The organism is Pseudocitrobacter cyperus, from assembly GCF_039889165.1.
In the GTDB taxonomy this organism is placed as follows: Bacteria; Pseudomonadota; Gammaproteobacteria; order Enterobacterales; family Enterobacteriaceae; genus Pseudocitrobacter; species Pseudocitrobacter cyperus.
Genome location: NZ_JAYMYY010000001.1, coordinates 1,054,468 through 1,067,721, shown reverse-complemented (window position 1 = coordinate 1,067,721; position 13,254 = coordinate 1,054,468). Strand labels below are relative to the sequence as shown.

Genomic DNA, 13,254 nt, shown 5'->3' with positions numbered 1-13,254 from the left:
ACAGGAATAACTTATACCCGTGTGAATGCACACGGGTAGACAACATTGCAACGCGGTGAGGGGAAATGGCTCAGGTCTTTAATTTCAGTTCAGGTCCGGCAATGCTACCGGCAGATGTCCTTAAACAGGCGCAGAATGAATTACGCGACTGGAACGGATTGGGTACATCAGTAATGGAAGTCAGCCATCGTGGAAAAGAGTTTATCCACGTGGCGGAAGAAGCAGAAAAGGATTTCCGTGACCTGCTCAATATCCCTTCCAATTATAAAGTGTTGTTTTGCCATGGCGGCGGTCGCGGGCAGTTCGCTGGTGTGCCGCTGAACATTCTGGGTGATAAAACCACCGCAGACTATGTTGACGCCGGTTACTGGGCGGCCAGCGCAGTAAAAGAAGCGAAGAAATACTGCACGCCGAATGTGATTGACGCCAAAATCACCGTTGACGGCAAACGCGCTGTTAAGCCGATGAGCGAATGGCAGCTTTCCGCGGATAGCGCTTATCTGCACTACTGCCCAAATGAAACCATCGACGGCATCGCCATCGATGAAACGCCGAATTTCGGTAAAGATGTGGTCGTTGCGGCGGACTTCTCCTCAACGATTCTTTCTCGTCCGATTGATGTCAGCCGTTTCGGCGTGATCTACGCGGGCGCACAGAAAAACATCGGCCCGGCAGGCCTGACGCTGGTCATTGTGCGTGAAGATCTGCTTGGCAAAGCCAACATTGCCTGTCCGTCCATTCTGGATTACTCCGTGCTGAACGAGAACGACTCGATGTTCAACACGCCGCCGACATTTGCCTGGTATCTGGCGGGTCTGGTCTTCAAATGGCTGAAAGAGCAGGGCGGCGTGGCGGCAATGGATCGCATCAACCAGCAGAAAGCTGAACTGCTTTATGGCGTTATCGACCACAGCGATTTCTATCGTAACGATGTGGCGGCGTCTAACCGTTCGCGCATGAATATTCCGTTCCAGTTGGCGGACAGCGCACTGGATAAAGTCTTCCTTGAAGAGTCCTTCGCGGCGGGTCTGCATTCGCTGAAAGGCCACCGCGTTGTCGGTGGGATGCGTGCGTCAATCTACAACGCGATGCCGCTGGCGGGCGTTCAGGCCTTGACCGATTTCATGCAGGACTTCGAACGTCGTCACGGTTAATTTTTACTTTTTCATCCCCCGCAGCCTTTCTGCGGGGGGTTTTATTTGCGAATTTGAGAGTTGAGTTTCATGGAATCCCTGACGTTACAACCCATTGCGCGTGTTGATGGCACCATTAACCTGCCAGGTTCAAAGAGTGTCTCTAACCGTGCCTTGCTGCTGGCAGCTTTAGCGCGCGGCACCACTGTCCTGACCAACCTGCTGGACAGCGACGATGTCCGCCACATGCTGAATGCGCTGAGTGCGCTGGGAATTCATTACACCTTGTCTGCCGATCGCACCCGTTGTGAAGTCACGGGGAACGCAGGCCCGTTGCAGGCCAATGAATCACTGGAATTGTTCCTCGGGAACGCGGGCACGGCGATGCGCCCTCTGGCGGCGGCGCTCTGTCTGGGTCACAACGATATCGTGCTGACCGGCGAACCGCGCATGAAAGAGCGTCCGATCGGTCATCTGGTTGACGCGCTGCGTCAGGGCGGAGCGCAAATCACATATCTGGAACAGGAAAACTACCCTCCGCTGCGTTTGCAGGGCGGTTTTAGTGGCGGCAATGTTGAGGTTGACGGCACCGTATCCAGCCAGTTCCTGACTGCGTTGTTGATGACCGCGCCGTTAGCGCCAAACGACACTACCATCACCATTAAAGGCGATCTGGTTTCCAAACCGTATATCGATATCACCCTGCACCTGATGAAAACCTTTGGTGTTGAGGTGGAAAACCAGCACTACCAACACTTTGTTGTACGTGGTGGTCAGCAATATCAGTCACCGGGTCAGTATCTGGTTGAAGGCGATGCGTCTTCTGCATCCTATTTCCTGGCGGCCGGTGCGATCCGTGGCGGTACGGTAAAAGTCACCGGCATTGGTCGTAATAGCGTGCAGGGCGATATTCGTTTTGCCGATGTGCTGGAAAAAATGGGCGCAACTATCACCTGGGGCGACGATTTCATCGCCTGTACTCGTGGTGAACTGAACGCCATTGATATGGATATGAACCATATCCCGGATGCCGCGATGACCATCGCCACGGCGGCGCTGTTTGCCAGGGGCACGACCACGCTGCGTAATATTTACAACTGGCGTGTCAAAGAGACCGATCGCTTGTTCGCGATGGCGACCGAGCTGCGCAAAGTGGGTGCGGAAGTGGAAGAGGGCGAAGATTACATTCGCGTCACGCCGCCGGAAAAACTGCAATTTGCGGAAATCGGCACCTATAACGATCACCGTATGGCGATGTGCTTCTCACTGGTGGCATTGTCAGACACGCCGGTGACTATTCTCGATCCGAAATGTACGGCGAAGACCTTCCCGGACTACTTCGAACAGTTGGCGCGTATTAGTACGTTGGCTTAATCAAGCAAAAAGTAAAACATTGTCATCTTTCGGGCTGGCCCTGCGCCAGCCCGCTATAATTAGTGTTCACTATTCCTACCATTTTTGGCGTTAATTTCGTAATTCGCAGACAAAGGTAACTGTCAGGCGTAGACATGCGTATAATGCGCGCGTTTAGGTTCTATACGCCTTGTGTTGAAGGAGATAAAGATGACGGCAGTTGCCCCGGTAATCACAATTGATGGACCAAGCGGTGCGGGTAAAGGCACCCTGTGTAAAGCGATGGCTGAGGCTTTACAGTGGCATTTATTGGACTCGGGAGCCATCTATCGTGTTCTGGCGCTGGCCGCGCTGCATCACCACGTCGATTTGACGTCGGAAGATGCGCTGGTTCCGCTGGCCGCTCACCTGGATGTCCGTTTTGTCTCTACGGAAGGCAACCTGGAAGTGATTCTGGAAGGGGAAGACGTTAGCGGTGAAATCCGCACCCAGGATGTGGCGAATGCCGCGTCGCAAGTGGCGGCTTTCCCTCGTGTTCGCGAAGCGTTACTGCGCCGCCAGCGCGCGTTTCGTGAAGCCCCGGGTCTGATTGCCGATGGCCGCGATATGGGCACGGTGGTCTTCCCTGATGCGCCAGTAAAAATATTCCTTGATGCCTCCTCGGAAGAGCGCGCGAATCGCCGAATGCTGCAGTTGCAGGAAAAGGGCTTTAGTGTTAACTTTGAACGCCTTTTGGCCGAGATACAGGAACGTGACGACCGCGATCGCAACCGCGCCGTGGCGCCGCTGGTTCCTGCTGCTGATGCTTTAGTGCTGGATTCCACCACCTTAAGCATTGAGCAAGTGATTGAAAAAGCGCTACAATACGCGCGCCAAAAGTTGGCTCTCGCGTAAAGCGACCGAATTTGCAGTACCCCCGTTGCAATGGATTGACAGCGGGTATGTTAAACAACCCCATCCGGCACGGAGCCAGGTGGACGTTAAATATGAAACCTGAAGATTAAACATGACTGAATCTTTTGCTCAACTCTTTGAAGAATCCTTAAAAGAAATCGAAACCCGCCCGGGTTCCATCGTTCGTGGCGTTGTTGTCTCTATCGATAAAGACGTCGTTCTGGTTGATGCGGGCCTGAAATCTGAGTCTGCTATTCCGGCAGAACAGTTCAAAAACGCGGCTGGCGAACTGGAAATCCAGGTTGGTGACGAAGTTGACGTTGCTCTGGATGCAGTAGAAGACGGCTTCGGTGAAACTCTGCTGTCCCGTGAGAAAGCTAAGCGTCACGAAGCCTGGATCACGCTGGAAAAAGCATACGAAGAAGCTGAAACTGTTACCGGTGTTATCAACGGCAAAGTTAAAGGTGGCTTCACTGTTGAGCTGAACGGTATTCGTGCGTTCCTGCCAGGTTCTCTGGTAGACGTTCGTCCGGTTCGCGATACTCTGCACCTGGAAGGCAAAGAGCTTGAGTTCAAAGTAATCAAGCTTGATCAGAAACGTAACAACGTTGTTGTTTCCCGTCGTGCCGTTATCGAATCCGAAAACAGCGCAGAACGCGATCAACTGCTGGAAAACCTGCAAGAAGGCATGGAAGTTAAAGGTATCGTTAAGAACCTCACTGACTACGGTGCATTCGTTGATCTGGGTGGCGTTGACGGCCTGCTGCACATCACCGACATGGCATGGAAACGCGTTAAGCATCCGAGCGAAATCGTAAACGTTGGCGACGAAATCACTGTTAAAGTGCTGAAATTCGACCGCGAACGTACTCGTGTATCTCTGGGCCTGAAACAACTGGGCGAAGATCCATGGGTAGCTATCGCTAAGCGTTATCCGGAAGGTACCAAACTGACTGGTCGCGTGACCAACCTGACCGACTACGGCTGCTTCGTTGAAATCGAAGAAGGCGTTGAAGGCCTGGTTCACGTTTCCGAAATGGATTGGACCAACAAAAACATCCACCCGTCCAAAGTTGTTAACGTTGGCGACGTAGTGGAAGTTATGGTTCTGGATATCGACGAAGAACGTCGTCGTATCTCCCTGGGTCTGAAGCAGTGCAAAAACAACCCATGGCAGCAGTTCGCGGAAACCCACAACAAGGGTGACCGTGTTGAAGGTAAAATCAAGTCTATCACTGACTTCGGTATCTTCATCGGCCTGGACGGCGGCATCGACGGCCTGGTTCACCTGTCTGACATCTCCTGGAACGTTGCAGGCGAAGAAGCAGTTCGTGAATACAAAAAAGGCGACGAAATCGCTGCAGTTGTACTGCAGGTTGACGCAGAACGTGAACGTATCTCCCTGGGCGTTAAACAGCTCGCAGAAGATCCGTTCAACAACTGGGTTGCTCTGAACAAGAAAGGCGCTATCGTAAACGGTAAAGTAACTGCAGTTGACGCTAAAGGCGCAACCGTAGAACTGGCTGACGGCGTTGAAGGTTACCTGCGTGCTTCTGAAGCATCCCGTGACCGCGTTGAAGATGCAACTCTGGTTCTGAGCGTAGGCGACGACGTTGAAGCTAAATTCACCGGTGTTGACCGCAAAAACCGTGCAATCAGCCTGTCTGTACGTGCTAAAGACGAAGCTGACGAGAAAGATGCAATCGCTACTGTTAACAACAAACAGGAAGACGGCAACTTCTCCAACGCAATGGCTGAAGCATTCAAAGCAGCTAAAGGCGAGTAATTCTCTTACTCTTCGCTCTGATTATCAGTCGAAGAATCATGAGATTACTTGACAGATTACGGTTTTCGTTCTGTAATCAAGCACAAAGGGCGGCTACGGCCGCCCTTGTTTACGCTGTTAGCTAATTTTCCTTATTAAGGAAACCGGAGGAATTATGACCAAGTCAGAATTGATTGAAAGACTTGCCAGCCAGCAATCACATATCCCTGCGAAAGCAGTGGAAGATGCGGTAAAAGAGATGCTGGAGCATATGGCCTCAACCCTCGCACAGGGTGAGCGCATTGAAATCCGCGGTTTCGGCAGCTTCTCTCTGCACTATCGAGCACCACGTACCGGGCGTAACCCGAAGACTGGCGATAAAGTGGAACTGGAAGGCAAGTATGTGCCGCACTTTAAGCCTGGTAAAGAACTGCGCGATCGCGCCAATATTTACGATTGAGTTTTGAACCGTCACTTAACGGTTTAACTTGATTGCGAAAAAAGCACCTGCGGGTGCTTTTTTCATTTCCTCCCTGCGATAAAACCTTCTTCCCACATCACGCTTTCCTGAATCTTTCTCGCAAAACCGCATCGTCTTTTCAGTAACTGAAAAGATATCCGGAAGGCGGCTCGACACTTCTGATTTTGCCCGGCGACAGCGCCGCATTCACGCGCGACACTCCATGCAACAAGGAGATGTTGATGCGTGTACCATACTTTGCCTGCTGCGTGATTCTGGGTGTTCTTCCTCTGCTTTGGCTGCCAGTGCTGCCGGCGTTGCCTGTCGTTGAGGGGGCGATAATCGTGCTGAGTACTTTGGCGCTGCTTTGTCGCAGACGATTAGTTCGCATCCCGTGCATGGTCGGGCTGCTGTTTTGCTGGGGCATACTGGCTGCCTGGCAGGTTCAGCTTCCTGCAGAGCGCATTCCCGGGCGGAATCAGTTCGTGGAGATAGTGCTCGGCCAGACTGACGGGCAAACCACGCATCAGGGGAAAATCGTGCGACTTAACGGACAGCGCCTTTTCCCCGCCCCGCAGATAACGCTCTATGGTAACTATTTACCGCAGCAGCCCTGCGCCGGGCAGCGCTGGGCAATGCAGATTCGCGCCAGAGCCGTACATGGTCAACTCAACGATGGCGGGTTTGATTCTCAACGTTACGCGCTGTCACAGCACCAGCCGCTTACCGGGCGATTAATCGAAGCCACTCCGCTGGATGTGACATGCAGCCTGCGGGCGCAGTTTCTGGCATCTCTACGGGCCACACTGGCTGAATACGAATGGCGGGATGTGCTTCTGGCGCTGGGTCTCGGTGAGCGTCTGAGCGTTGATCCGGAAATAAAGCTGTTGATGCAACAAACCGGAACATCACACCTGATGGCTATTTCGGGGTTGCATATTGCGCTTGGCGCATCGCTGGGCTGGTTAATCATTCGGGCGATACAATTTTTCCTGCCATGTCGCCTGATTAACTGGCGATTGCCGCTGTTTGGCGCGTTAATCGGAAGCTTTCTGTATGCCTGGCTTACCGGGTTACAGCCCCCAGCGGTACGCACAGTGGTTGCCGGAGCCATCTGGACGCTGCTGCGCCTGTCTGGGCGGCGGTGGAGCGGCTGGGAAGTCTGGTTATGCTGCATAGCGGCAATCTTGTTTACAGACCCGCTGGCGGTGCTTTCCGACAGTCTGTGGCTCTCCGCCTTTGCAGTCGCCACGCTTATCTTCTGGTATCAGTGGGCGCCACCGCCGCGGTGGAAGGGCAATACGCTACAGCGTTTTCTTAAAGAGATGATTTATCTGCAATTGGGGTTAATGCTGTTACTTACCCCGTTGCAAGTTATGCTCTTTCATGGTGTCAGCACGACGTCTCTGGTGGCAAACATCTTCGCCGTGCCAATAGTGACGTTTGTCGTTGTACCGCTGGTGCTACTGGGGATGCTGCTTCATCTTTGTGGCTCCTGGGGGATTGAAACGGCGGTCTGGGTTTGCGCTGATAGGGTGACGGGCTGGGTGTTTGCCTATCTGCGAATACTTCCGGAGGGCTGGCTAAGTGTGGATGCGCGCTGGGAATGGGCAACCCTGATACCGTGGATAATACTGATTATCTGGCGCTTGCACGGATGGTGGACTTTTCCGGCACTTTATCTGTCAGCGTTTGCTTTGCTGACTTTCCCTCTCTGGCGCACATCGCCGGGCTCTCGCTGGCAGGCCACGATGCTTGATGTTGGACAGGGGCTTTCAGTCATCATTTCGCGTAATGGAAAAGCCATCGTCTACGATACCGGGTTGGCATGGCCCGGTGGTGATAGTGGAACGCAACTGATTATTCCCTGGCTACGCTGGCGGCATCTTACCCCTGAAGGCATTATTCTGAGCCACGAACATCTGGATCACCGGGGCGGCTTCCACAGCCTGCAAAATGCCTGGCCGAAAAGTTGGGTTCGTAGCCCTCTGGGTTGGGTAGGGCATCGCGGATGTTTTCGCGGCGATAGCTGGCGTTGGCAGGATTTATCTTTTCAGGTGCTTTGGCCATTACCGGGTAAAAGACAAACGGGTAATAATGGATCCTGCGTAATTCGTGTTGATGATGGGAAAAACAGCCTGTTACTGACCGGAGATATTGAATTATCGGCGGAAATGGCCATGCAAAGCCATTACTGGCAGCATCTTAGGTCTACAATTATTCAGGTGCCACATCACGGCAGTAATACCTCGTCGGGCATCGCGTTAATACAGCAGGTCGACGGTCAAGCAGCCCTGGCGTCGGCATCACGCTATAACGCGTGGCGCCTGCCTTCGGCTAAAGTGAAAGCTCGCTACCGACAGCATAATTATGCATGGTTCGACACCCCGCATCAGGGGCAGATTACGGTCACTTTTTCCACTGAAGGATGGAAAATTGAGGGCTTACGCGATCAACTTTTACCTCGTTGGTATCATCAGTGGTTTGGCGAGGGGCAGGATAACGGGTAGAATATGCGGCTATTTCAACATAAGCTGGTTTTTTGAATGCAGAACGACAAAGATCTCTCCACGTGGCAGACCTTCCGCCGACTCTGGCCAACCATTGCGCCATTTAAAGCGGGGCTGATTGTGGCTGCGGTTGCATTAGTTTTCAACGCAGCCAGCGATACCTTCATGCTATCGCTCCTTAAACCGTTACTGGATGAGGGTTTTGGTAAAACTGACAGGTCAGTGCTGCTGTGGATGCCGCTGGTGGTTATCGGGTTGATGATCCTGAGGGGCATCACCAGTTATATCTCAAGCTATTGTATTTCCTGGGTTTCCGGCAAAGTGGTGATGACCATGCGTCGCCGCTTATTCAGTCATATGATGGGGATGCCCGTCTCTTTCTTCGATAAGCAATCGACGGGGACGCTGCTTTCGCGTATCACTTACGACTCTGAGCAGGTGGCTTCGTCCTCTTCCGGTGCGCTGATTACCGTGGTGCGTGAAGGGGCGTCGATTATCGGCCTGTTCATCATGATGTTTTATTACAGTTGGCAGTTGTCGCTGATCCTCATCGTGCTGGCACCGGTTGTGTCAATCGCTATCCGGGTGGTCTCTAAACGCTTCCGTAGCATCAGTAAAAACATGCAAAACACGATGGGGCAGGTGACCACCAGTGCGGAGCAGATGCTGAAAGGGCACAAAGAGGTGCTGATTTTCGGTGGGCAGGAAGTCGAAACGAAACGCTTTGATAAGGTCAGCAATAAGATGCGTACCCAGGGCATGAAAATGGTCTCGGCATCGTCTATCTCTGACCCGATCATTCAGCTTATTGCCTCTCTGGCACTGGCATTCGTACTCTATGCCGCCAGTTTCCCAAGCGTGATGGAAACCCTGACTGCCGGTACTATCACCGTTGTTTTCTCATCGATGATTGCACTGATGCGTCCGCTGAAATCCCTGACTAACGTCAATGCTCAGTTCCAGCGCGGGATGGCCGCTTGCCAGACGCTGTTTGCCATCCTCGACAGCGAACAGGAAAAAGACGAAGGGACGCGCGTTATTAAGCGCGCGAAAGGGGATCTCGAGTTCCGTGATGTCACCTTTACTTACCCTGGGCGTGAAGCGCCTGCGCTGCGCGATATCAATCTCTCCATCCCGGAAGGAAAGACGGTTGCGCTGGTTGGCCGTTCAGGTTCTGGTAAATCGACGATTGCCAGCTTGATCACCCGTTTCTACGACATCGACCAGGGGCAAATTCTGCTGGATGGTCACGATCTGCGTGAATACACTTTGCCTTCGCTGCGTAATCAGGTGGCGTTGGTGTCGCAAAATGTTCACCTGTTCAACGACACGGTGGCGAATAACATTGCGTATGCGCGTACCGAAGAGTTCAGTCGTGAGCAGATCGAGAAAGCGGCTGAAATGGCTTATGCCATGGACTTCATCAACAAGATGGATCAGGGGCTGGATACGATTATTGGTGAAAACGGGGTACTGCTTTCCGGTGGTCAGCGTCAGCGTATCGCGATTGCCCGTGCGCTGCTGCGCGACAGCCCGATACTGATCCTGGACGAAGCCACCTCTGCGTTGGATACGGAATCGGAACGCGCCATTCAGGCTGCTCTTGACGAGCTACAGAAAAACCGTACTTCGCTGGTGATTGCGCACCGCCTGTCGACTATCGAACAGGCGGACGAAATTGTCGTGGTGGAAGATGGTCGCATTGTTGAACGCGGTAGCCACGCAGACTTACTTGCACATCGCGGCGTCTACGCACAATTGCATAAGATGCAATTTGGCGAATGATAGCGCGCATTTGGTCGGGCGAATCACCGCTCTGGTTGCTACTGTTACCGCTCTCCTGGCTATATGGCCTGGTGAGTGGGCTTATCCGTCTGAGCTATAAGCTGGGCCTTAAAAAAGCCTGGCGAGCACCGGTGCCCGTGGTTGTCGTAGGCAACCTGACAGCAGGCGGTAACGGGAAAACGCCGGTGGTGATTTGGCTGGTTGAGCAATTGCAAAAGCAGGGTATTCGCGTTGGTGTGGTTTCTCGCGGCTATGGCGGGAAAGCGGAAAGCTATCCGTTGTTGCTCAACGCGCAAACCACCACCGCTGAGGCGGGTGATGAACCCGTGCTGATTTTTCAGCGCACGGGCGCGCCAGTGGCCGTATCGCCTGTCCGTTCTGACGCTGTTAACGCGCTGCTTGCCGCCCATCCTCTGCAACTCATCATCACCGACGATGGCTTACAGCACTACCGCCTGGCGCGTGATAAAGAGATTGTGGTGGTGGATGGTATACGCCGCTTTGGTAATGGCTGGTGGCTTCCTGCCGGGCCGATGCGCGAACGCGCTTCACGTTTAAAGTCGGTAGATGCGGTGATCACCAACGGCGGTACGCCGCTGGCGGGTGAAATACCCATGCGCCTACAACCAGGCCTGGCGGTGAATTTGCTGACTGGTGAACACGCCCCGCTAACAGCGTTGCACAATGTGGTGGCGATGGCGGGTATTGGTCATCCACCACGCTTTTTTGCCACGCTCGAAAACAGTGGCCTGCATCCGGTGAAAACCGTGGCGCTGGCCGACCATCAGGCGCTCACTGAGTCTGATGTCCTGGCGCTAACCGCGCCGGGGCAATCACTTATTATGACTGAAAAAGACGCCGTGAAGTGTCGGGCTTTCGCCCGGGATAACTGGTGGTATCTGCCGGTTGATGCCGAATTAGGCGGGCAGCAGGCGCAAAGACTGCTTCAGGAACTGATCGCTCTGGCGCAAAAATAACCGCCGGGGCGGATGGCGCAAGGGCTTAATATGGGGACGTAACATGCCAGAGTTGCATCTGACCCTTAGCGCAGCGCGCCATCTCCACCTTGCCGCACAGGGGTTATTAAATCGCCCACGGCGTCGGCCAAAACCAGCAGATATTCTCTCCACTATTCAGCGTATGTCGCTGCTGCAAATTGATACCATCAACGTTGTCGCTCGCAGCCCCTATCTGGTGCTCTTCAGCCGTCTTGGCGCCTATCCGCAGAACTGGCTGGATGACGCGCTGACGCGCGGTGAGTTGATGGAGTATTGGGCACACGAAGCCTGTTTCTTACCCCGTTCAGATTTCCCCTTAGTGCGTCATAAGATGCTCTCACCGCATAATATGGGCTGGAAATATCATGCGGAGTGGATGGCGGAACACGCCGAAGAAATTGACTCACTGATTACCCATATTGCTAAAAACGGCCCGGTTCGTTCGGCGGATTTTGTTCATCCCCGCAAAGGCGCAAGCGGCTGGTGGGAGTGGAAGCCCCACAAACGTCACCTCGAGGGACTATTCACCGCCGGAAAAGTGATGGTGATAGAACGGCGAAACTTCCAGCGCGTGTATGATCTGACCCATCGGGTGATGCCAGGCTGGCAGGATGAGTTGCATGCGCTTTCACAGGATGATGCCGAAGCGATAATGCTGGAAAACAGCGCGCGCAGCCTGGGGATTTTCCGCCCGCAATGGCTCGCGGATTACTATCGTCTGCGACAACCCGACCTGCCGTCGTTACTGGCGCGTTGGCAGGAGGCACAGCAGGCGATCCCCGTACAGGTCGAACAACTGGGCGAAATGTGGGTGCATGCGGATATGTTGCCACTGCTTGCTCGGGCGGCGGAAGGGAAGCTGAAGGCGACGCACAGTACCGTACTTTCGCCTTTCGACCCCATCGTCTGGGATCGTAAACGCGCCGAGCAGTTTTTTGATTTTACCTATCGCCTCGAATGCTATACCCCGGCTTCGAAACGCCAGTATGGCTATTTTGTTTTGCCGATATTGCATCAGGGTAAGCTGGTAGGGCGCATCGACAGTAAAATGCACCGTAAAGAGGGCGTACTGGAAATTTTTGCACTTTATCTGGAAGAAGGGACGCGGATCAGCGCCTCACTGGAAAAGGGCATCAAACAGGCGCTGGATGATTTTGCTCGCTGGCAGGGCGCAGAGCGGATCCGCCTTCAGCGGCTACCGGAAAAGCTCTTTTCGCATCAGCGGGATGGTTGGGAAATTGACGTTGCCTGAGATGGCACTATGATATGCTGCATCGAGGCCTACCCGGTGCATCAGGAGGAACCATGGATCACCGTTTACTAGAAATTATCGCTTGCCCGGTTTGTAACGGCAAACTCTACTACAGCCAGGATAAGCAGGAACTGATCTGCAAAATTGATAATCTGGCGTTTCCGTTCCGTGATGGGATCCCGGTATTGTTAGAACATGAAGCCCGTCCGCTGGCGGTAGAAGAGAGCAGACCATGAGTTTTGTCGTCATTATTCCGGCGCGTTTCGCTTCTACGCGCCTGCCTGGTAAACCGTTGCAGGATATCAATGGCAAACCGATGATTGTCCACGTACTGGAACGCGCTCGCGAATCCGGTGCGGATCGCATCATTGTGGCGACCGATCACGCTGAGGTCGCTAAAGCGGTGGAAGCGGCTGGCGGGGAGGTGTGCATGACCCGAGCCGATCATCAGTCCGGTACCGAACGTCTGGCGGAAGTCGTAGAGAAGTGCGGCTTTAGCGATGACACCATTGTGGTGAACGTACAGGGTGATGAACCGATGATCCCTGCGGTTATTATTCGTCAGGTGGCGGACAACCTGGCGGCCAGTAAAGCCGGTATGGCGACGCTTGCGGTACCTATCGACAACGCAGAAGAAGCCTTTAACCCGAATGCGGTGAAAGTGGTGATGGACAAAGAGGGCTATGCACTCTATTTCTCCCGCGCTACCATCCCGTGGGATCGTGACCGCTTCGCGCAAAGCCGTGAAACGGTGGGAGACTCCTTGCTGCGCCATATCGGCATTTACGGCTATCGCGCCGGATTTATCCGTCGTTACGTCGGCTGGGCGCCGAGTCCGCTTGAGCAGATCGAGATGCTCGAGCAACTGCGTGTGCTGTGGTACGGCGAAAAAATTCACGTTGCCGTTGCGCAGGAAGTGCCGGGCACTGGTGTGGATACGCCGGAAGACCTGGCGCGCGTTCGTGCTGAAATGAAATGATCCTCTTGCCCCCGTTTCTGCGGGGGCTGCTTACCGCTACGTATTCCCCTGTTTTCTGTAACAGTTTTGATCTTATCCGGTGACAACTGCCTGTCATGTGCTCATTATAAAAGCAGTAGCTTTTA

The 13,254-nt window shown here is 53.7% G+C and carries 11 protein-coding genes; all 11 read left to right on the top strand.

From position 1 onward, the window contains the following. The first annotated feature begins 65 nt into the window (after positions 1–65). The 11 genes from serC (at position 66) to kdsB (ending at position 13,129) form a co-directional block, all read left to right on the top strand. Positions 66–1,154 carry a 3-phosphoserine/phosphohydroxythreonine transaminase gene (gene serC / locus VSR74_RS05220; protein WP_347793728.1) on the top strand — a complete coding sequence of 363 codons (1,089 nt, stop codon included), beginning with the start codon at positions 66–68 and terminating at the stop codon, positions 1,152–1,154. Positions 1,155–1,223: 69 nt separating this feature from the next. Continuing rightward, a complete protein-coding gene (gene aroA / locus VSR74_RS05215; protein ID WP_347793727.1) occupies positions 1,224–2,507 on the top strand; it encodes a 3-phosphoshikimate 1-carboxyvinyltransferase in 1,284 nt (427 codons plus the stop codon). Between the two features lie 189 nt (positions 2,508–2,696). After that, a complete protein-coding gene (cmk, locus tag VSR74_RS05210; protein ID WP_347793726.1) occupies positions 2,697–3,380 on the top strand; it encodes a (d)CMP kinase in 684 nt (227 codons plus the stop codon). A gap of 112 nt (positions 3,381–3,492) precedes the next feature. Further along, entirely contained in the window at positions 3,493–5,166 is a 1,674-nt protein-coding gene (gene rpsA / locus VSR74_RS05205) for a 30S ribosomal protein S1 (protein ID WP_015965095.1), read from the top strand. A gap of 154 nt (positions 5,167–5,320) precedes the next feature. After that, on the top strand, positions 5,321–5,605 hold the full coding sequence (gene ihfB, locus VSR74_RS05200; protein WP_015965094.1) for an integration host factor subunit beta: 285 nt from the start codon (positions 5,321–5,323) through the stop codon (positions 5,603–5,605). Between the two features lie 242 nt (positions 5,606–5,847). Next, a complete protein-coding gene (locus VSR74_RS05195) occupies positions 5,848–8,115 on the top strand; it encodes a ComEC family protein (RefSeq protein WP_347793725.1) in 2,268 nt (755 codons plus the stop codon). A gap of 36 nt (positions 8,116–8,151) precedes the next feature. Then, positions 8,152–9,900 (top strand): lipid A ABC transporter ATP-binding protein/permease MsbA, encoded by a 1,749-nt coding sequence (msbA, locus tag VSR74_RS05190; RefSeq protein ID WP_347793724.1) that lies wholly within the window; start codon positions 8,152–8,154, stop codon positions 9,898–9,900. Beyond that, positions 9,897–10,877, top strand: coding sequence for a tetraacyldisaccharide 4'-kinase (lpxK, locus tag VSR74_RS05185; RefSeq protein WP_347793723.1), 981 nt, complete (start codon positions 9,897–9,899; stop codon positions 10,875–10,877). Before msbA ends, lpxK begins: the two co-directional genes overlap by 4 nt. 43 nt (positions 10,878–10,920) lie before the next feature. Continuing rightward, positions 10,921–12,150: a winged helix-turn-helix domain-containing protein gene (locus tag VSR74_RS05180; RefSeq protein WP_347793722.1), complete on the top strand. Its 1,230-nt coding sequence runs from the start codon at positions 10,921–10,923 to the stop codon at positions 12,148–12,150. A gap of 53 nt (positions 12,151–12,203) precedes the next feature. Beyond that, complete coding sequence (gene ycaR, locus VSR74_RS05175) at positions 12,204–12,386, top strand: protein YcaR (protein WP_347793721.1); 183 nt, start codon at positions 12,204–12,206, stop codon at positions 12,384–12,386. Beyond that, positions 12,383–13,129 (top strand): 3-deoxy-manno-octulosonate cytidylyltransferase, encoded by a 747-nt coding sequence (kdsB, locus tag VSR74_RS05170; protein WP_347793720.1) that lies wholly within the window; start codon positions 12,383–12,385, stop codon positions 13,127–13,129. Before ycaR ends, kdsB begins: the two co-directional genes overlap by 4 nt. Positions 13,130–13,254 lie beyond the last annotated feature (125 nt).

Excerpts from the sequence above, each read along its gene's own strand:
- serC (WP_347793728.1), top strand. The coding sequence starts at position 66 with ATGGCTCAGGTCTTTAATTTCAGTTCAGGTCCGGCAATGCTACCGGCA.
- aroA (WP_347793727.1), top strand. The coding sequence starts at position 1,224 with ATGGAATCCCTGACGTTACAACCCATTGCGCGTGTTGATGGCACCATT.
- cmk (WP_347793726.1), top strand. The coding sequence starts at position 2,697 with ATGACGGCAGTTGCCCCGGTAATCACAATTGATGGACCAAGCGGTGCG.
- rpsA (WP_015965095.1), top strand. The coding sequence starts at position 3,493 with ATGACTGAATCTTTTGCTCAACTCTTTGAAGAATCCTTAAAAGAAATC.
- ihfB (WP_015965094.1), top strand. The coding sequence starts at position 5,321 with ATGACCAAGTCAGAATTGATTGAAAGACTTGCCAGCCAGCAATCACAT.
- VSR74_RS05195 (WP_347793725.1), top strand. The coding sequence starts at position 5,848 with ATGCGTGTACCATACTTTGCCTGCTGCGTGATTCTGGGTGTTCTTCCT.
- msbA (WP_347793724.1), top strand. The coding sequence starts at position 8,152 with ATGCAGAACGACAAAGATCTCTCCACGTGGCAGACCTTCCGCCGACTC.
- lpxK (WP_347793723.1), top strand. The coding sequence starts at position 9,897 with ATGATAGCGCGCATTTGGTCGGGCGAATCACCGCTCTGGTTGCTACTG.
- VSR74_RS05180 (WP_347793722.1), top strand. The coding sequence starts at position 10,921 with ATGCCAGAGTTGCATCTGACCCTTAGCGCAGCGCGCCATCTCCACCTT.
- ycaR (WP_347793721.1), top strand. The coding sequence starts at position 12,204 with ATGGATCACCGTTTACTAGAAATTATCGCTTGCCCGGTTTGTAACGGC.
- kdsB (WP_347793720.1), top strand. The coding sequence starts at position 12,383 with ATGAGTTTTGTCGTCATTATTCCGGCGCGTTTCGCTTCTACGCGCCTG.